The sequence below is a fragment of the Nonomuraea corallina genome (assembly GCF_027620315.1).
Lineage (GTDB): Bacteria > Actinomycetota > Actinomycetes > Streptosporangiales > Streptosporangiaceae > Nonomuraea > Nonomuraea corallina.
In genome coordinates this window covers 39,895-59,108 of sequence record NZ_JAPNNL010000023.1, presented here as the reverse complement: position 1 = coordinate 59,108, position 19,214 = coordinate 39,895, and the positions used below count along the sequence as shown (strand labels likewise).

At 73.5% G+C, this 19,214-nt stretch carries 16 protein-coding genes; 8 read left to right on the top strand and 8 right to left on the bottom strand.

Annotation, left to right across the window (positions count from 1 at the left end; translation table 11 throughout):
- The first annotated feature begins 189 nt into the window (after positions 1 to 189).
- From OUY22_RS08980 to OUY22_RS08965, 4 genes are all read left to right on the top strand, one after another.
- Entirely contained in the window at positions 190 to 732 is a 543-nt protein-coding gene (locus tag OUY22_RS08980; RefSeq protein WP_270154363.1) for a TetR/AcrR family transcriptional regulator, read from the top strand.
- A gap of 114 nt (positions 733 to 846) precedes the next feature.
- Positions 847 to 2,019 carry a glycosyltransferase family 4 protein gene (locus tag OUY22_RS08975; RefSeq protein ID WP_270154362.1) on the top strand — a complete coding sequence of 391 codons (1,173 nt, stop codon included), beginning with the start codon at positions 847 to 849 and terminating at the stop codon, positions 2,017 to 2,019.
- Positions 2,020 to 2,221: 202 nt separating this feature from the next.
- Positions 2,222 to 2,830, top strand: coding sequence for a dihydrofolate reductase family protein (locus OUY22_RS08970; protein WP_270154361.1), 609 nt, complete (start codon positions 2,222 to 2,224; stop codon positions 2,828 to 2,830).
- Positions 2,831 to 2,964: 134 nt separating this feature from the next.
- Entirely contained in the window at positions 2,965 to 4,632 is a 1,668-nt protein-coding gene (locus tag OUY22_RS08965; protein WP_270154360.1) for an amidohydrolase family protein, read from the top strand.
- Positions 4,633 to 4,757: 125 nt separating this feature from the next.
- Here OUY22_RS08965 and OUY22_RS08960 read toward each other — a convergent pair whose 3' ends face one another.
- The 4 genes from OUY22_RS08960 to OUY22_RS08945 form a co-directional block, all read right to left on the bottom strand.
- Positions 4,758 to 5,519 carry a class III extradiol ring-cleavage dioxygenase family protein gene (locus tag OUY22_RS08960; protein WP_270154359.1) on the bottom strand — a complete coding sequence of 254 codons (762 nt, stop codon included), beginning with the start codon at positions 5,517 to 5,519 and terminating at the stop codon, positions 4,758 to 4,760.
- A complete protein-coding gene (gene folP, locus OUY22_RS08955; protein WP_270154358.1) occupies positions 5,516 to 6,376 on the bottom strand; it encodes a dihydropteroate synthase in 861 nt (286 codons plus the stop codon). Before folP ends, OUY22_RS08960 begins: the two co-directional genes overlap by 4 nt.
- Before the next feature lie 186 nt (positions 6,377 to 6,562).
- Positions 6,563 to 9,151: a M14 family zinc carboxypeptidase gene (locus OUY22_RS08950; RefSeq protein WP_270154357.1), complete on the bottom strand. Its 2,589-nt coding sequence runs from the start codon at positions 9,149 to 9,151 to the stop codon at positions 6,563 to 6,565.
- Between the two features lie 235 nt (positions 9,152 to 9,386).
- A complete protein-coding gene (locus tag OUY22_RS08945; protein WP_270154356.1) occupies positions 9,387 to 12,299 on the bottom strand; it encodes a M36 family metallopeptidase in 2,913 nt (970 codons plus the stop codon).
- Between the two features lie 251 nt (positions 12,300 to 12,550).
- Between OUY22_RS08945 and OUY22_RS08940 the strand changes: the two genes are divergently transcribed.
- A complete protein-coding gene (locus OUY22_RS08940) occupies positions 12,551 to 13,321 on the top strand; it encodes a phosphotransferase (protein WP_270154355.1) in 771 nt (256 codons plus the stop codon).
- Positions 13,322 to 13,324: 3 nt separating this feature from the next.
- On the opposite strand, the gene OUY22_RS08935 is transcribed toward OUY22_RS08940, so the two are convergent.
- Entirely contained in the window at positions 13,325 to 14,113 is a 789-nt protein-coding gene (locus OUY22_RS08935; RefSeq protein WP_270154354.1) for a glycerophosphodiester phosphodiesterase, read from the bottom strand.
- Between the two features lie 146 nt (positions 14,114 to 14,259).
- Between OUY22_RS08935 and OUY22_RS08930 the strand changes: the two genes are divergently transcribed.
- Positions 14,260 to 15,057: an exodeoxyribonuclease III gene (locus OUY22_RS08930; RefSeq protein WP_270154353.1), complete on the top strand. Its 798-nt coding sequence runs from the start codon at positions 14,260 to 14,262 to the stop codon at positions 15,055 to 15,057.
- Here the strand turns inward: OUY22_RS08930 and OUY22_RS08925 are convergent.
- A complete protein-coding gene (locus tag OUY22_RS08925; RefSeq protein ID WP_270154352.1) occupies positions 15,027 to 16,313 on the bottom strand; it encodes a cytochrome P450 in 1,287 nt (428 codons plus the stop codon). The genes OUY22_RS08930 and OUY22_RS08925 overlap by 31 nt on opposite strands.
- A 109-nt stretch (positions 16,314 to 16,422) precedes the next feature.
- On the opposite strand from OUY22_RS08925, the gene OUY22_RS08920 reads away from it, so the two are divergent.
- A complete protein-coding gene (locus tag OUY22_RS08920; protein ID WP_270154351.1) occupies positions 16,423 to 17,628 on the top strand; it encodes a site-2 protease family protein in 1,206 nt (401 codons plus the stop codon).
- Between the two features lie 52 nt (positions 17,629 to 17,680).
- Positions 17,681 to 18,154, top strand: a complete 474-nt coding sequence (rraA, locus tag OUY22_RS08915) for a ribonuclease E activity regulator RraA (RefSeq protein WP_270154350.1) — start codon at positions 17,681 to 17,683, stop codon at positions 18,152 to 18,154.
- 85 nt (positions 18,155 to 18,239) lie between these two features.
- Here rraA and OUY22_RS08910 read toward each other — a convergent pair whose 3' ends face one another.
- A complete protein-coding gene (locus OUY22_RS08910) occupies positions 18,240 to 18,602 on the bottom strand; it encodes a cupin domain-containing protein (RefSeq protein WP_270154349.1) in 363 nt (120 codons plus the stop codon).
- Positions 18,603 to 18,673: 71 nt separating this feature from the next.
- Positions 18,674 to 19,138 (bottom strand): PPOX class F420-dependent oxidoreductase, encoded by a 465-nt coding sequence (locus tag OUY22_RS08905; RefSeq protein WP_270154348.1) that lies wholly within the window; start codon positions 19,136 to 19,138, stop codon positions 18,674 to 18,676.
- Positions 19,139 to 19,214 lie beyond the last annotated feature (76 nt).

The following is a 19,214-nucleotide window of genomic DNA, read 5'->3' as shown; positions in this document are numbered from 1 at the left end:
CCTCGGCGCTCCCCGCTCCTCGTCGCGCTCCCCCTGACCCTGCCCGGTCCAGCGCCCTCCGCGCTCCCCGCTCCCGTCGGGCTCGCCCTGACCCCTCCCACGCCGGCGCCCGTGCGTCCGGGTGTCCTTCAGGGGACAGTTTCGCGCGCACGACCTCGGACATTACTGTCCGCTGGCTACCGTTGACGCGTGGCGCACGTACGGAAAGCCAACAGAGGGCCCAGCGCGGCGGCCGCGAACCGGGCGGCGCTCGTCACAGCGGCCCGCGAGCTGTTCGCGACGACCGGGTTCGACGCCCCGCTCAGCGCGGTCGCGCGACGGGCCGGTGTCGGGCAGGGCAGCCTCTACCGTCACTTCCCCGACCGGGCGAGCCTGGCGCTGGCCGTGTTCGAGGGGAACGTCGCCGAGCTGGAGTCGCTCGCCGCCGAGCCGGCGACCACGCTCGACGACCTGTTCGCGCGGATCATCGAGCAGACCGTCGCCTCCGTCGCGTTCCTCGACATGGTGACCTCGGCCGACGAGCGCATGGCGGCCGTGCGGCACCGGGTGACCGGGCTGCTGGCGGCCAAACTCGACCAGGCCAGGCGGGACGGCGCCGTGCGCGCCGACGTCACGACCGGCGACCTCCTGCTCGTCATCGGCATGCTGGCCGGGATGCTGAAGCGGACCCCGGCGACCGACCTGGCGGCCGTGGCCGCGCGGGCCTGGACCCTGCTGCGCCGCGCGATCTGACCTCCGGCCTTACCCGAGTTGCCAGTGAACTCCCAGCCTGAGGCATTAGCCTCTGTCCACATAACGGGACGGCCCGGGACGCCACCCGGCTGACATGGCTCGGAGACGAAAGACATGAAGATCCGGTACATGCTGTTGCACGCCTACGGCATGGGCGGGACCATCCGCACCGTCGTCAACCAGGCGAACGCGATGGCGGCGGCGGGTCACGACGTGGAGATCGTCAGCGTGGTCCGCCGCCGGACCAAGCCCCAGTTCGCCATCGACGCGAGGGTGAAGGTGTGGGCGCTGGTGGACCAGCGATCGGCGGTCGAGGAGGACTCGCTGGTCCGCAAGGTGTGGCGCCGGGCGCGGGGCAAGATCGTGCCCGCGGGCGAGTTCGCCGCCGGTTACTTCACCGAGCGCGTCGAGCGCGCGGTCATCGAGTACGTCTCCCCGCTGAGCGACGGCATCCTGGTGACCACCCGCCCGGCGCTGAACCTCATCGCCGCCCGCCGCGCCACCTCCGGCGTGATCCGGGTGGCGCAGGACCACATGAACCTGGGCTCGTACCGCAAGCCGGTACGCGAGCAGATCAGCCGCCACTACAGCCGCTTCGACGCGGTGGTGGTGCTGACCGAGACCAGCCGGGCCGAGTACGTCGCCGCGCTTCCCGGCACCCCCGTCGTCCGCATCCCGAACGGGATCCCGATGGCCGGGCGCGAGCCCTCCGACCACACGGCCCCGGTCGTGATCGCCGTCGGCCGGCTGGTGCGGCAGAAGGGCTTCGACTACCTCATCCAGGCGTTCGCCTCGATCGCGGGCGAGCACCCGGACTGGGAGGTGCGGGTCTTCGGCACCGGCCCGTCCGAGGACAAGCTGCGCGAGCGCATCGAGGAGGCGGGCCTGACCGGCCGGTTCCGGCTGATGGGCCGCACCGAGAAGATCCACGAGGAGATGGCCGCGGCGTCGATCTACGCGCTCAGCTCCCGCATCGAGGGCCTGCCGATGGCGATGATCGAGGCGATGGGCCACGCGCTGCCCGTGGTGGCCTTCGACTGCCCGACGGGCCCGGCGGACGTGCTGACGAACGGCGTGGACGGCGTGCTGGTGCCGCCGCGCGACCCGGCGGCGCTGGGCGCGGAGCTGTCGCGGCTGATGGGCGACCTCGACACCCGGCGGCGGCTGGGCACCGCCGCGGCGGAGACCGCCAGGAGCTACTCGCCGGAGGTGGTGATGCCGCTGTGGGAGCGGCTGTTCACCGCGCTGGCCAACGGGGAGCGGCTCGACGGCCCGCCCTGGACGTGACGCGGGTCCGCCCCGCGGGAAAACCGGGTCTTCCGCGTCCTGCGGGTGCAGGCGGCCGGCACACCGAGGTGGACGCGGCGGTCCCGCGCCTTGGGGCGGCCCTGAAGGAAACGTGAAGCGTCCCGTAAGAGGGTGCCCGCATGCTGGGACATGAGAACGGCGGGCCGCTCCCGGCCCGCCGCCCGTCGAGAAGGAGTACGAGATGGCCGGCAAGCTGGTGGTTTCCGCTTTCGTGTCGTTGGACGGTGTCATGCAGGCGCCCGGCGGGCCGGGCGAGGACGACGACAACGGCTTCAAGCAAGGAGGGTGGCTGGCGCCGCACGTGGACGAGACGTTCGGCCAGATCATGGGCACCCAGCTCGACCAGGCGAGCGGCATGCTGCTGGGCCGCAGGTCGTACGACATCCTCTCCGCGCACTGGCCACACGTCTCGGACGAGGAGGGCGGCGAGCGGATCAACGGCATGCCGAAGTACGTCGCCACCCGGTCGCCGATGACGGCCACGTGGAACAACACCGAGGTGCTGACGGGCGAGGCGGCCCAGACGGTCGCCGAACTCAAGCGGCGCACCGACGGCGAGATCATGACCCAGGGCAGCACCGGCCTCATCCACGCCCTGCAGCGGGCCGAGCTGGTCGACGAGTACCGCCTGCTGGTGTTCCCCGTCGTGCTGGGCGAGGGCAAGCGGCTGTTCGCCGAGGGCACGGTGCCGGCCGGGCTGAAGCTCACCGGGTCCACCGTCACCGAGGCGGGGGTGGTCTACCTGACCTACGCCTGGACGGGCGCGCCCGTCTACGGCTCCGTGGAGTAGCCCGCGGCGTCGCCGGGTGATTCCTACGCCGGACCCGCAGTGCGCCCAGGGTGATGAGAGCAGCTCACGTTTGGGCCTTGCCGGGTCCGGCAGGACGTCGGATGCTGAGGACACCCCCGACAAGTGAGGTGTCCGTGAAGAGCCTCAGATCCCTCGCCCGCGCCGCCTCGGCCCTCGCCCTCCTGGCCGGCTCCCTGGTCGCGCAGAGCGCGGCGCCCGCCACCGCGAAGCCCGTGACCGCCGCCACGACGGTCACCACGAGCGCCACCACGAGCGCCACTGCGAGCGCCGCTGCGGGTGCCGCCGCTGCCGCCGCCGAGGCGCGCGGATTCGTCGACGCCCACAGCCACCTGTTCTCGTACGAGGCGTTCGGCGGCATGCTCATCTGCGGCAAGCCGTTCGACCCCGACGGCATCGCCGCCGCGCTGCGCGACTGCCCCGACCACTACCCCAACGGCGAGCTGGCCTGGTTCGAGAACTTCACCCGCACCGGCTCGCCCACCGGCACCCACGACCCCATCGGTTGGCCCACGTTCCGCGACTGGCCGGCGCACGACTCGCTGACCCACCAGCAGGCCTACTACACCTGGGTGGAGCGGGCCTGGCGCGGCGGGCTGCGGGTGCTGGTCAACCACCTGGTGGCCAACCGCCAGCTGTGCGCCATCTACCCGCTGCGCCGCCACGGCTGCGACGAGATGGACTCGATCAGGCTGCAGGCCCAGCGCGCCCGCCAGATGCAGGACCACATCGACGCCGAGCACGGCGGTCCCGGCCGGGGCTGGTTCCGGATCGTCGACAACACCGCACAGGCGCGGCAGGTGATCGAGGCGGGCAAGCTGGCCGTGGTGCTCGGCGTGGAGACGTCCGAGCCGTTCGGCTGCCGCCAGATCCTCGGCATCCCCCGCTGCACCCGGGCCCAGATCGACCGCGGCCTGGACGAGATGTACGCGCTGGGCGTGCGCAGCATGTTCGTCTGCCACAAGTACGACAACGCGCTGTGCGGGGTGCGGTTCGACTCCGGCACCCAGGGCGTGATCGTGAACGTCGGCAACCTGCTCGGCACCGGCTCCTTCTGGCAGGCCCGCACCTGCACGACGGCCGAGCACGACAACACCATCGACCCGGCGGGCGTGCTGCCCGACCAGATCGCCCGCCTGCTGCCGCCGGGCGTCTCGCTGCCCGCCTATCCCCCGGCCCCGCACTGCAACACCCGCGGCCTGACCGCGCTCGGCCGGCACATGGTCGAGGGCATGATGCGGCGCGGCATGATGATCGAGGTCGACCACATGAGCGTCAAGGCCGCCGACAGCACGCTCGACCTGCTCGAAGCCGCCGGCTACCCGGGCGTCATCTCCTCCCACAGCTGGACCGACCCGCGCTACCTGGAGCGCATCTACGCGCTCGGCGGCATGGTCGCGCAGTACGGCCACGACGCCGAGCACTTCGTGGACGAGTGGCGGCGCACCGAGCCGCTCCGCGACGCCCACCAGGTGCCGGGTTACGGGTACGGGCTGGACGCCAACGGCATCGGCCAGCTGCCCGGGCCCCGGGCCGGCAACGCCGGGAACCCGGTGAGCTACCCGTTCACGTCACTCAACGGCGTCACCCTGGACCGCCAGCAGACCGGCCAGCGGGTGTGGGACGTCAACGTGGACGGCGTCGCGAACTACGGCCTGGTGCCCGACTGGATCGAGGACATGCGGATCATCGCCGGCCCGGAGATCGTCGAGGACATGGCCGCCGGGGCGGAATCGTACCTGCGCACCTGGGAATCGGCGGCCCAGCACGCGGCCACCCACTGACCGCACCGACCACCGCCGCGAGCCGGGCGGTGGTCAGGTCCAGGTCACGGCCCGGCAGGCGCCGCGAGGCGGGGCGTGGTCAGGTCCAGGTGACGACCTGGCCACCGCCGCGAGGCGGGGCGTGGTCAGGTCCAGGTGACGACCCAGTAGGCGACGCCGAACGGGTCCTCCTCGTACAGGACCCGGGAGCGCCACGTCCCGTCTGCGCAGGCGGCGGCCATGACCTGCCAGGCGGCGCGCCCGGCGACCATGGCGCGCTCGCAGCCGGCCGGGTCCAGGGTCAGCAGCGCCCCGGGGTCGGCCGCCGCGAGCGCGGCGCCGATCCGGGCGTCGAGGTCGATCGCGTACGGGTCGACGTAGCCGGGCGCCTTCTCGCCGCGCCGGGCGCTGCCGTCGGCGACCACGAGCAGCCCCACAGGCCGCTCGCCTGCGCCCAGCTCGCGGCCGAGCTCAAGACAACGGTCGCGCGGCTCGTCGCCGCCGACGCCCTGGAGCGTCCACGGCACCGGGCACCCCGCCAGCAGGGATCGCCCGACGGCCAGCGAGACCGGAAGGACGTCGTCCGCACCGACCCTCCGCGACCCCGGCGCCGCCGCACGGGCCCGGTCGGCCGCCCGGGACCCCGGCGCGGCGCTTTCCTCGGGTCTCCGGGGTCGGGCGGGCGGGGTGGGTGCGAGCCGGGACTCGGGGCCCGACGCGTCGGCGGGGAACGGCCGGGTGGCGGACGCGCCGCCCACGACGACGATCTCCTCCGCCCCCTGGCCGAGCAGCGCGGTGACGGCGGCGGCCATCGCCTCGCGCGCCCGCTCGGCCTCCCGTACGGGACCGCCGGTGACGCCGGGCAGCAGCAGCGGCGCGCCGGGGACGGTCGCCGCCGCGACGATCACGCGAGCCCCCGCACGGTGCGCGCGGGCGGCCGGACGCCTCGGGTCACCGCGACCATGTCGAGCACCTGCCGCGTCTCCGGCACGTTGTGCGCGCGGAACACCAGCGCCCCCTGCCAGGCGCAGAGCGCGGTCACCGCGAGCGTGCCCATCAGCCGCTCGCCCACGGGCAGGTCGAGCGACTCGCCGACGAAGTCCTTGTTGGACAGCGACACCAGCACGGGCCAGCCGGTGGCCACCAGCTCGTCGACGCGCCGGGTCACCTCCAGGGAGTGCCAGGTGTTCTTGCCGAAGTCGTGGGCCGGGTCGATGAGCACGCGCTCGCGCGGCACCCCGGCGGCGACGGCCCGTTCGGCCAGCGCCACGGTCCGCTCGATCACGTCGGCCACCACGTCGGCGTACTCCACCCGGTGGGGCCGCGTGCGCGGTTCGACGCCGCCGGTGTGGGCGCACACCAGTCCCGCCCCGAACTCGGCGGCCACCTCGGCCAGTTTGGGGTCGGCCCCGCCCCAGGCGTCGTTGAGCAGGTCGGCTCCGGCGCGGCAGACCTCGCGGCCGACCTCGTGCCGCCAGGTGTCGACGCTGATCACCAGGTCGGGGTGGCGTTCGCGCACCTCGGCCACGAACGGGGCGGTGCGCTCGATCTCCTCACGCACGTCCACCTCGACGCCGGGCGCGGCCTTCACCCCGCCGATGTCGACGATGTCGGCCCCTTCGGCCACGACCTGGTCGACCCGGCGCAGCGCCTCCTCGCGGGCGAAGGTGGCGCCGCGGTCGTAGAAGGAGTCGGGGGTGCGGTTGACGATCGCCATCAGCAGCGGCGCCTCGCCGAACGTCCGGGAGCCGAGTGTGAGCCTCATCCGTCTCTCTCCGGCGCGACGCGCGCGACCCGCGCGACGCCGTCCCTGACGCAACAGAACATCGCTCCATTCTACGCCAGCCCCTCGGGAACCGGCCTGCGCGGGGACGATCAACGCGCGTACGGGATCCGGGGCGTCGCGGACGAAGGCCGGCGGCCCCAAGCGGGGACCGCCGGCCCAGGCCGGCTACGGGGTGGTCACCGGGCTGCCGGTGACCGCGGCCGACCAGTAGAGCGCCCGGGCGACCTGCGGGAACAGGCCCTTCGGGTGGTTGCGGAACAGCGGCTCGGTGCCGAAGAGCACCACCGCCGCGCCCCGCTCGTCCCGCCCGCTCACCACGGCGGCCTGGCCCCTGGCCGCGTCCGGTCCGCCGGTGCCGTCCGGGTTGGGACGCCAGTGGCCGGACACGAGCGGGCCGTCGGTCGCGTACGACTGCTCGACCGTGACCTCGGGCCCGAGGCCGGTGAACCAGCGCGGCGAGTACACGAACGCGTGGGCCGGTCCGTCGCCGGCCACCTGGCCGTCGCCGTTCGTCACCCGCACGACGCCGTTGGCGTCGCTCCGGCCGGCCACGGATGTGGCGGTGAGCAGCCCGGCGGCGGCGTTGAAGGCCGCGCCGGTGCCGCCGCGGGTGACCACGCCGCCCGTGGTCAGGAACGCGTCGAGCGCGGCCCTGGCCTGCGGGTTGAGCGCGGTGTAGCTGAGCCCGCTGGAGACGGCCAGCACGTCGGTGCCGCTCCAGTCGAAGCCGGCGTTGAGCACCGCGGTGGAGACCGGGGTGACGGCGAAGCCCAGCTCCCGCAGCGTGAACAGCTCGTCGGCGGAGACGGCGGCCGCGACGCGGACCGGCGCCAGCGGGGCGCCGGATGCCGAGCGGGCCTTGGTGAAGGTCACGCCGTACCGTCCGGCCACGGCCCTGGCGGCGTCCCTGGCGCTGTCCGGGACGATCGCCGATCCGTCCGCCCAGGTCAGCTGCACGCCCCGGTCGAGCAGGTCGTTGACCGCGCGCACCTCCTTGGCGTCGCGTACGGCCAGCGCCAGCGGCCCGCGGCCCTTCGGCACGGACCCGGTGGGGGCGGCCGCGACGACCGGCACGCCGAGCACGTGCGGCGAGCCGGAGGTGACGGTGTCCACGGTGGCGCCCCAGAGCAGGGCGTGGCTCCAGCCGGAGATGTCGTACATGGCGTCCACCCGCGGGGAGATGTCGTGCCCCGGCTCCAGCATCACGTTGGCCAGGCCGCGCTTGGGCTGGCGCATGTCGACCACGTACGAGCCGGCCGGGTAGAGCTTCCCGCCGGCCCGGAAGGGCAGCTTCGCCCGTGTCACCCGGACGTCGTTGGCGACCAGGTGGTCCACCAGGCGGGCCGCCGCGGTGGCCGAGCGCTGCCCGTCGCCTTCGGGGATGACGTACGCGCGCGGGTAGGTGGTGGTGTAGACGTCCTCGGGCCCGAACCCGGGCACGATGCCGAGCGGCACCTCCTTGGCCGGCTCGCCCGCCGCGCCGCGCCGGAACACCTCGATCTGGTCGGCGATGATCCGGTCGTGCCGGGAGTCGACGAAGCCGTAGGTGGCCCTGACGGCGGCGGCGGCGATGTCGACGTTGATGGCCGAGCGGCGGCGCAGCTCTTCGACGGGCTGGTTGGTGTAGTCGGCGCCGTTCACCCGCATCGGGAACTCGATCGTGTGCGTGGCGACCGCGCCCTGGAACGGCGCGTACTGCGGGGTGAAGATCGGCGGCCAGTCGTCCCAGCCCTCGGCCGAGTCCCGGAACGGGATCTGCGGCGGGAACACCCCGTCCTTCTCCGGCGTGTAGCCGAGCGCCAGGATGGCCGCCTCGATGCCCAGGCCGTTGGCGTAGGTGTTGGTGATGAACAGGTCGTACTCGTAGTTCGCGCCGTGCGGCGGGGTGGTGGGCTCGACGAGCGTGCCGTTGACGTACCCGTGCAGGTCGAGCATGGCCACCGGCTGCTTGTCGATCATGATCTGGCGCATCGCCCTCGTCTCCGGCTGGGAGGCGGTGACGAAGTCGCGGTTCAGGTCGAACCCGGCGCCGTTCTGCCGGGTGCCGGCGATCCGGCCGTCGGGGTTGGCCGTCACGTTGAAGTACAGGCGGGTCCGCTTGAGCAGGGCGGCGACGGCGGGGTCGGTGCTGGTGGCGAGCTCCTCGATGACCCGCAGCGCAGCGTCGGTGCCCTCCCACTCGTTGCCGTGGATGTTGCCGTTGATGAAGATCGGCGCCTTGTACTTCCTCGGGAGCGACCGGTCGCGGGCCGCCCCGGCCGGGTCGTCGAGGATGCGCTCGCGGATCCGGTCCTGCTCGCGCGCCTCGGCGCGGCTCTCGGGCGCGGTGACGGTCACCAGGTACAGGTCGTGGCCGTTGTGGCTGCGGCCGGTGATCTCCGCGCTCACCCGGTCACTGCGCCGTTGCAGGTCGTTGAGCTTGGGGGCGATCCCGTGGTACGGGACGAGGCCGAGCTTGATGGCGGCGTCGGCGGGGTTCTGCGCGGGCACCGGCAGCGTGGTCCGCCGCGGGTAGCCGCGGTCGTGGCCTGGAGCGGGGCGGGCGGACCCGGCGGTCCCGGCGGACTCCTCGGGCGCGGCGCGCAGCGCGGTGACCTGCTCGCCGGCTCCCGCGGCCTCCTCGTTGCGCTCCGGCCCGTTGCCGAAGTCGCGGGACGGCGGCGTGGGCTGCTGGACAGGTTCGGCGACGGCCACTCCTGGTGTCAGGAGCGCGGCGGATACGGCGACGGCCGCCAGGGAGACGAGTAAGCGCACGGGGCCTCCACGGATGTAGTGCGACTCGCGTAGATAACGATCAGATCTCCCCTCGCCACAAGGGGTGTGATGATAGCGACGCTCAATCCATGCCAAACCGTCATCGAACGCCCAAGTCGCCCAAGAGGGGGCACGAGGGTGGTCCCCGCGGCCCGCGCAGGACGCGGACCGCGGGGACCGGCGGTCAGTGCGAGCCGGCGGTCAGTGCGAGCCGGGGGTCAGTGCGAGCCGGGGGTCAGTGCGAGAACGCCTGGAACTCGGCGGCCCTGACCTGATCGCGGGCCGGGCTGGCCGTGCCGCAGTCGGTCGCCGAGTTGGGATCCGCGTCCTGCTCGCCCGCGTACAGCGGGTTGCCCGTGCACTGGGTGGTCAGCGCGCGGACCATCAGGTGGGTGGCGTCGGTCGCGGGCACGCGGAACGACTTGATGAGCAGGTCGGCTCCGCGGGGCCGGGGCAGCGCCGTGTCGAAGGCGTCCGACCGGCTGGTGTAGATCTTCCTGAACCGGGCCGGGTCCGCGCAGTCCCCGGAGCACGCCAGCACCTCGAACGAGCGCAGCGCCGAGAAGCGGTTCTGCCCGCCGGGGTCGGCCGGGTCGTTGACGTTGGGCCTGAGCATGGCGCTCACCTGGACCCTGCGGATCTTGACGGGCCGGTCGCCCGCCAGGTCCACGGTCACCGACTTGCCGGCCGGGGCGCCGGTGAGCGAGGCCCAGTTCGTGGCCTCGGTCTCGTCGATGAGCCTGGCGTGGTTGACGCCGTCGCCCGCGGCCGTGGCGCCCGCCGTGGCGGAGGCGTGGTTGCGGGTCAGGGCCAGCGGGAGCGGCAGGGTGACCCCCGGCGCCACCACGCCCTTGAGCCTGGTGTGCCCGAAGCCGTTGCCGGTGACCACGAAGTCGTACACGCCGGGCGTCATCTCGACGGTGTCGCCGAGCTCGGTGGCCGGGTCGGTGTCGGCGACCGGCACCACGCGGCCCTCGTAGTCGCCCACGTACAGCCGCAGCGCCGCGTCCCCGGCCTCGCCCAGCGGCTTCATCCTCAGCGAGCCGTTGCGGCCCTCCGGGTCGACGAAGCTCGGCGTCGGGTCGGGGTCGTTGGGACCGTTGCTGGCCGCCCCCTCGCCCAGGCCGTGCTGGGCGAACGCGCGCCACATGATGTCCTGGTTCCTGCCGCCGAAGCGGATGGCGTCGGCGGCGAGCAGCGCGTCGCGGTGGTCGACGTAGCTGACCGCGCCGGAGGCCATGAGCAGCAGCGCGTCGAACGAGAGCTGCGCCCAGCGCCGGTTGCCGGGGCACCTGTCCACCGGCCGCTTGCCGTCGGCGCACTCCCGCTGCTGCTTCGCGGTGCCGTCGCCGTACCGCTTGACGAACGCCGCGCGCACGTCGAACTGGGTGGCCGTCCAGATCTCGCCGTCGGCGTGCACCTGCTGGCCCACCAGGTCGTAGGCGATGTCGCTGTAGTTCAGCGGCGACTTGGACATGTCGTAGTTGCGGATGCCGCGTGCCTTGTCGCCGGTGACGTACCCGCCGGTCACGTACCGGGTGTCGCCCGCGGGGCGGAAGCCGTACTCGAACAGGTACTCCATGGCGAACAGGTCGGAGGTGCTCTCGTTCATGGCGCCCGCCTGGGCGCCGCTCCAGCCGGCGTTGGGGCCGCCGATCATGCGGCCGGAGATCGCGTGGCTGTACTCGTGCCCGATGACCGACATGTCGTAGTCGCCGTCGACGCACGGCGCGTAGAACGCGCCCGCGATCGGCTGCCACAGGTACATGTTGGTGATCGGCGCGACCCCGTCGGGGCCGGTGATCTGGTTGGCGTTGTCGCGCACGGTCAGGTCGCGGGCGCCGGCCTGGGCGTTGCCCAGTTCGGGGTCGCCGCCGAGCCCGCCGCGGTCGCCGTTGTCCTGCTGCATGTTCCAGGCGGTCTCGGTGAAGCCGAGGCGGTAGGACCAGTCGTGCATGCGGTTGTGCTGCACGTGCAGGTTGGCGATGGCGGCCTCGAGGTCGGCCTCACCCGGCTGGTCGAACACGGCCGGGTTGCACCTGGCGTTGAACCAGGTGTTGCGCCACGGGTACTGGTAGTTCCGGCTCGGCGTGAGCACGTTGCTGCGGGTGCCGACCGTGAACGGGTCGCCGCTGGCGCGGTTCTCGTACGTGCGCGCGGCGTTGCCGATGCTGGTGCCGGTGGGCTGGCCGGTGGCGTGGTCCACGTCCCAGGCCAGGCCCGTCGCCGGGTCGCCGCCGGGGACGTGGTCGCAGCCGCGCTCGCCCTCGTGGCACCAGGTCTCGCGGGTGTCGCGGGTGGAGTAGTCCCCCGGCGGGTTGGCCGGGAACACGTCCCACTTCGGGTTGTCCGGGTCGTGGTGGTGGTCGACGAGGTTCTCGCGGACCAGGATCTGGCCGCTGACCGCGTCCACGTGCGTGGTGTACGCGGCCGGCTCACCGTCGCCGCCGCCGATCAGGACCACCTCGTAGGCGCTGTGCACGCCGTCGGGGGCCGGCACCGCGACCTTGGTGACCCGCTTGGTGACGGCGGTGGCCAGGTCGACGCCGCCGTCCCTGGCGGCGAGCTCCAGCGCCCGCTGCTCGTCGATCGCGGCGGCCGGCGGCGCGGCGGTCTCGCGCGACAGCGTCGAGGTGACGTGCCGTACGGCGCCGTCGCGCACGCCGACGGCGACCATGCCGTCCACCCCGGCGGGCAGGTCGCCGAACCGCTGGCGCAGCAGCACGGCGTGGCCGTCGCCGATCGGGTTCACGGCGACCTTCTCCAGCGCGTCGACCGCCTCGGCGGACAGGCCGAACAGCCGCTCGTTGCTCTTGAGGTACGCGCGCGCGGCCTGCTCGGGGTCGGCGCCGAGGCCCTCGGCGAGCGGCTGGGCGGCGGTGACGACGGCCGGGGTGCCGAGAGCGTTCCATCGGATGGTGGCCTGGGGCGCGGCGGTCCGCGCGTCGGCCCCGACGGGCGGCGGGACCGTTCCCTGCCGGTTGTCGACGTCGGGCTTGCCGTGCTGCTCGGCCTGGAAGTCGTGGACGATGGGGTCGTTGCCGGCGGACGCGGTCTGCGCGCTCATGGCCGGCGTGGCGAGGGGCAGGACTAACGCCGCGGTGGCGGCTGCGATCACGGTGGTGCGTAACCAGGATGTGGTCGGCACGGTTGCCTCCTGTGGTGCCCGGGACGCGCGGTTTCACCCGCATCCGCAAGAGGTAGCACCGGCCGGATACTCTGACAATATCTTGTAAAGACCAAAAAAACGGCGTATAAGCTGATGCGCTCCCTATCTGGTCTTTTCTCATGTCCACATGTGGACACAGGTCCTTTGTTGGCAGTTCTTCGTCTTGGAGAATGCCGTGCCTGTTGAGAGCCTGGGTTGAGTCGTTCCCGTTCCCAGAGGCAGGTGGGTGAGTGGCGGAAACTCGCCTCGAGGGAGGCAACGACGGGGGCGCGGTCCGCATCGGCGCGACGGTGCGGAGGGCCGTCAGAGCGTGGACCCCGGCCGTCCACGAGCTGCTGAGACACCTGGAGCGCGCCGGCTTCGACGGCGCGCCGCGCGTGCTCGGCGTCGACGACCAGGGGCGCGAGGTCCTCACCTTCCTCGAAGGCGAGACGCTGGGCACGTGCCAGGTCTGGCCGGAGTGGACCCGCACCGAGGACGCGCTGCGGCAGGTGGCCCGGTGGCTGCGCGACTACCACGCGGCCGTGGCCGGCTTCCGGCCGCCCGCCGACACCGTCTGGCGCGGCGGCGGCCGCTGGCGGCCCGGCCTGATCATCGCGCACAACGACGCCAGCGCGTTCAACGCCGCCTGGCACGACGGCCGCCTGACCGGGTTCTTCGACTGGGACTTCGCCGGCCCGGTCTCGGTGGAGTCGGACGTGGCGTGGATGGCGCTGAGCTGGGTGCCGCTGCACTCGCGGCACGTGGCCGCCGCTGAGGGCTTCACCGCGTTCGACGCCCGGCCCAGGCGGCTGCGGCTGTTCCTGTCCGAGTACGGCTGGCGCGGCGACCCGCAGGTGATCGTCAAGGAGATCCAGGCGCGGATGACCGCCCGCGCGCTGGCCATCCGCCGGGGCGCCGCCGCGGGCGACATCCTCTACACCAAGCTGCTGAACCTCGGCACCGCCGACGACATGGACCGCGCCGTGCGCGAGCTGAAGGACTTCAGCCCGGTCCGGTAGCCGTCAGCGGCAGCGCCCGGCCATCCAGCGGCGGTACTGCCCCGGATAGTTGGTCATGACGCTGAGCGGGCGGAGCTTGAGTATGCTCTGCCAGCGGCTCACGTTGCCCGTCCAGCCGGGCGGCGGCTCGTCCCACACGACGCTGTCGGTCCAGCGCGCGTGCGAGCCCTTGAGCAGCGACGGGAGTCGCCGGGCCAGCTCATGCTGGATCCACGCGTCCCGCGAGTAGACCATGATCGGCTGGGCGTTCCGCCGCTTCAGGATCGGGCCGGAGATCTCCCGCCATCCGGCCGCGGCGTGCCTGCCGGCCAGGATGCGCCGGGCCTCCGCCTTGATCTCCAGCAGCGCGACCGTACGCGTCGACGCCGCGTACGACAGCCACTCGTTCAGCGTGTAGACCCGCTCGCCCCGGTACGGGCCGCGCGCGATCCGCCGGTTCTTGAGGCTGTCGGGGCCGTTGCTCCACCACAGGTCGGTGATCGCACGCGGGCGGCCGGTCAGGCCGTTGGTCGTGGTGTTGTGCCACATGACGGCCTTGGTGCCGTTCCTGGTGAGCTGGACGTCGGCCTCGACGCCGTCGGAGCCCGCGCGCCGCAGGTCCCTGACGGCGCTGGGGTTGTTGGCCTGGCGGATGCGGTCCTTGCGGGTGGCGCCCGGGTCCTTCGGATAGCCGCCGTGGCCGAAGATCAGCGGACAGCGCCACCGCGGCGCGGCCGCCGCCGGGACCGTCGAGGCGGACGCGGCCAGGACGGCCACCACCGTCACCGCCACCCCGCTGTGCATCCATGTCATGAAGGCCCCCCCGGCCGAACACGTGCGCCCCCCGCGGAAAAGAGGCTACGAGGTGCGCATTCGCACGATCAAGGCACCGACGGACACGGCGTGGCGAGGCCCCACAATCAGGCGAAGCGCCGGTGATGCTCTGACAAGCTGGGGCCATGCGCCTGGCGACGTGGAACGTGAACTCGGTGAAGGCCCGGCTGCCGCGGCTGCTCGGCTGGCTGGCCGAGAAGGAGCCGGACGTCGTCTGCCTGCAGGAGACGAAGTGCCCGGCGGACGCCTTCCCCGCCGAGGAGGTGGCCGCGCTCGGGTACGCGACGGCCGCCCACGGCGACGGCCGGTGGAACGGGGTGGCGCTGCTGTCCCGGGTGGGGCTGGAGGAGGTGTCGGCCGGGTTCCCCGGCGAGCCGGGGTTCGACTCGGCGCGGGGCACGGTCACGGCCACGCCGGAACCCCGGGCCGTCGGGGCGACCTGCGGCGGGCTGCGGATGTGGTCGATCTACGCGCCCAACGGGCGGGCCCTCGGCTCCCCCCACTACGCCTACAAGCTGGCCTGGTTCGCGGCGTTCGGCGAGGCGGTGCGGGCCGAGCTGCGGGCCGGACGGGCGGTGGTGGCGTGCGGCGACTTCAACGTCGCGCCGACGGACGCCGACGTGTGGGACCCGGCCGTGTTCGCCGGGTCCACCCACGTGACGCCGGCCGAGCGGGAGGCGCTGGCCGGGCTGCGCGCGCTCGGGCTCAGGGACGTGGTGCCCACGCCGATGAAGGGGCCGCACCCGTTCACGTACTGGGACTACCGGGCGGGCATGTTCCACAAGGACATGGGGATGCGCATCGACCTGGTGTACGCCGCCGCGGGCGTCGCCGAACGGGTGCGTTCGGCCTACGTGGACCGTGAGGCGCGCAAGGGCAAGGGCCCGTCGGATCACGCGCCCGTCGTGGTGGAGCTGACCTGAGCGGGCACCCGCACGCCTTCGAGGACGACGCCGCTGCGCGGCCGGGCGGGGATGCGCCGCAGCGAGATCGTCAGGTCCTGCGGCGGCACCGTGTACTCCAGGGCCGCCAGCCGCACCGACAGGTCCTGCAGCAGCGCGACGGTGACCGCCTCGCCGGGGCAGCGGTGACCGGTGTGCGGGTCGCCGCCGCCCTGCGGCACCAGGTCGTCGCGGCCGACGGTCGCGCCGACGAACCGGCCGGGGTCGAAGCTGTAGGGGTTCCGCCACAGGGTCGCGTCGTGGTTCTGGCCGTACAGGTCGAGCAGGACGAGCGAGCCTTCCGGGATGACGGTGCCGCGCCACGTCAGGTCGCTCACCGCCCGCCCGCCGACGAACGGCGCGAACGGGTAGAAGCGCCTGACCTCCTGCGCGAACGCCTCGGCGTAGGCGTGGTCGCCGTCGCGCAGCGCCTGCCTGGTCTCCGGCCGGCGGTGCAGCGCATGACCGGCGAAGGCGACGAACCAGGCGACGGCGACGGTCGGGCGGATGAAGTTGAGCAGCTCGACCGCGGCGACCTGCGGCGGCAGCGGCTGCCCGGCCGCGTCGCGGTGCCGCTCGACCAGGTCCGCCGGTGATCCGGCGGGCAGGCTGACCGAGCCCGCGCGGACGTCCTCGAACAGCCGGGTGAGCCACCGTTCACGGCGGCCCCGGGCGCGCCTGGCCCGCCAGTGGCGCGGCCCGAGCGTGGCGAAGCCGTCGACCATGGCCACCATGTCGGCCGCGACGGCCTTCACGCCGGCCTCGGCGACGGGCACGCCCGCCCAGCGGCACACGCCCCTGGCGATGATCTCGGCGGCCTCGTCGAAGAGCACCACGGGCGAGCGTCCCGGCCAGGTCGCCACCGTCTCGTCCCAGGCGTCGCCGACGTGCCGGACCAGACGGCCGATGGAGTCGGGATCGGCCAGCACGGACAGGAACAGGCCCTTGCGGGCCCGGTGGGCGGGGCCGTCGAGGGAGTGGACGGTGTCCTTGCCGAGCAGGGTGCCCTTGACCGGCTCGGGGAGCGCGTCGTGCCGCCGCACGTGGCGCTCGTCGTAGAAGAACCGCACCGCCTCCGGCCCGCGCAGACCGGTGGCCCGGCTGCCCAGCACCCGGGTCACCACGTCACCCCGGGCCCGTCGCCGCAGGTCCGGCAGCCAGGCGTAGCCGCGGGTGAGCAGGGCGGGCGTGCTGTCACGTAGGGAGAATCCGCGTAGGGAGAAGCGTCGTCTTGTCATCCGAGCGCACTGCCCTGGGTCCACCCGGCCGAAACCGGCCCGGCGGGCCTCGGGCGTCGCCCGCGGCTGCGTGGGTAGCGGGACGGGACGACGGATCCCTGGAGGGAAGATGCGCTCGACGATCCCGCTCGGCCGGATCTACGGGATCCAGGTCGGGATGAACATCAGCGTGCTGGTCATCGTCGCCATCCTGGTGTTCGGGCTGGCCTTCGGCCGGTTCCCGCTCGCCTTCCCCGACCTGCCGGTCGCCGCCTACCTGACGGCCGGGGTGGTGGCCGCGCTGCTGTTCATGGCCTCCCTGCTGGCGCACGAGGTGGCCCACGCGCTGATGGCCAGGCGGCACGGCATCGAGGTGGCGCGGATCACGCTGTGGCTGCTCGGCGGGCTGGCGGAGCTGCGCGGCGAGCCCCGGAGCCCGCGCGCCGACCTGCGGATCGCGGTGGTGGGGCCGCTGACGAGCGTGGCGGCCGGCCTGGTGTTCGGGGCGGTGGCGGCGCTGGTCCGGGCTCTCGGGGGCCCGCCGCTCGTCGTGGGCCTGTTCGTCTACCTGGCCGCCGTGAACGTGCTGCTGGCCGTCTTCAACCTGATCCCGGCCGCGCCGCTGGACGGCGGCCGGGTGCTGCGCGCCGCGCTGTGGTGGCGGTGGGGCGACCGCGGCCGGGCCGCCGTCGCCGCCTCCCGCGCCGGCCGGGTGTTCGGGTACGCGCTGATCGCGATCGGCTTCGCGCAGATCGTGTTCGGCGCGAGCTTCAACGGCCTCTGGCTGGCCCTGATCGGCCTGTTCCTGGTCAACGCCGCCAGCGCCGAGGAGCAGCAGGCGCGGCTGGGGTCCGCGCTGCACGGGGTACGGGTCGGCGACGTGATGTCCGGCGACCCGGTCGTGGCGCGTCCGGACGAGACCGTGGCCGGGCTGATCGAGGAGGTGGTGCTCAGCCGCCGCCTGTCCACGTACCCGCTGGTGGACCGGGACGGCGGCTTCGCGGGGCTGGTCACGCTCAACCGCGTCCGGCAGGTGCCGCCGGTGGCGCGGGCGGCCACCCGCCTGGCCGAGATCGCCTGCCCGCCGGGCGAGGTGCCCGCGGCCACGCCGGAGGAGCCGCTGGTGGACCTGCTGCCCCGGATGGCGGGCTGCGCCGACGGGCGCGCCGTGGTGCTGGACCCCGGCGGCCGGCTGGTGGGCCTGCTGACGCCGACCGACGTCAGCCGCGTGATCCAGACCGCCGGCCTGCACTCCGCCGCGGACCCGTACCACCCGGCGCGCGGCGCCGACCTGGCCGCGCCGCCGCACGACCACCGAGGTCGGGACGCCGCCTGACCTGGCTGTAGCGTTGATCGACACGCCGTCCCGGACCGCCGAAGGGGCCATCATGACCGTCAGCACCGCCGACCTGTACGACGAGCGCGGCGACGAGCTCGACTCGTGCGACCTGCAACTGCGCCAGTACGGAGGACGCCGCGCCTTCCACGGCCGGATCGCGACGGTGCGGTGTCACCAGGACAACGCCCTGGTCAAGGCGGCCCTGGCGGAGCCCGGCGAGGGGCGGGTGCTGGTGGTCGACGGCGGCGGGTCGGTGCGCACGGCGCTGATGGGCGACGTGATCGCGGGGTCCGCGGTGGCCGGAGGCTGGGCCGGGGTGGTGATCAACGGCGCGGTGCGCGACGTGGCGGCGCTGCGCGAGCTGGACCTGGGCGTCAAGGCGCTGGGCTCCAACCCGCGCAAGAGCGCCAAGGACGGCGTGGGCGAGCGTGACGTGCCGGTGTCGTTCGGCGGCGTCACCTTCCACCCGGGCGCCGAGCTGTGGAGCGACGACGACGGGATCCTGGTCACCCGGCTGCCGTGACGCCCCCGCGGCGGCGCGCCGCCAGCGGCGCCGCGAACAGCGGCATGCGGACGCGAGGCCCGCGGGCCCCGCGTCTCCCGTGTCCTCAGTCCCCCTTCGCCTTGGCGTAGTCGGCGGCGCCGCCCGCGAAGTCGTAGACGAGCACCTGCTCGTCACCGACGACCCAGGCGTCGTGTCCGGGCGGGCAGACGAAGAGCTCTCCCGGGCCGACCTCCGTCTCCATGCCCTCGTCCATCTTGATGGCCAGCCGGCCGTGGACCACGAGCCCGTTGTGGTGCACCTGGCAGGACTCGGTGCCGGCGATCGGCTTGACCGACTCCGACCAGCGCCATCCCGGCTCGAACGTGGCCACGCCGAAGCTGAGGCCGCTCATCTCGAGCACCTCCAGATGCCCCCTCGGGAAGTCGCGGCGCTCGTCCGGCTTGTCGAGACTCTTGACCTCGATCATGACGGTCCCCCTCCGTCGTCTTTCCAGTCTCCGCCTCGTCGCCGGGTCGCCACAAGAGGCGGACGCCCTGGTCAGCCGGCGAACCGGGGCGGGAACCCGCCGGTCGAGATCGGGCCCCAGCGCTCGATGCGGACGCGGATGAGCGACTTGCCCTGGCGGTGCATGGCCTCGCGGTACTCGTCCCAGTCGGGGTGCTCGCCGGAGATGCACCGGAAGTACTCGACCAGCCCTTCCAGGGCCTCGGGCATGTCGAGCACCTCGGCCCGCCCGTCCACCTGCACGTACGGGCCGTCCCAGTCGTCGGAGAGCACGCAGACGGACACCCGGTCGTCGCGGCGGGCGTTGCGCGTCTTGGCCCGCTCTGGGTACGTGGAGATCACGATCCGGCCGTCACCGTCGACGCCGCAGGCGACGGGTGACAGCTGGGGGCGTCCGTCGGCCCGTGTCGTGGAGAGCAGCCCGTGGTGCCGGGTACGGAGGAAGTCGAGCAGTTCGGGAAGGTCGACGCGCCGCGCCGTCGCGATCTTCGGAGCCATGCCGAACACCTTATGACGAGGCACGGGACCGCCGGGCACCGTGGGCGGCACGGGTGGCGGACGGGAAATCCCGCGG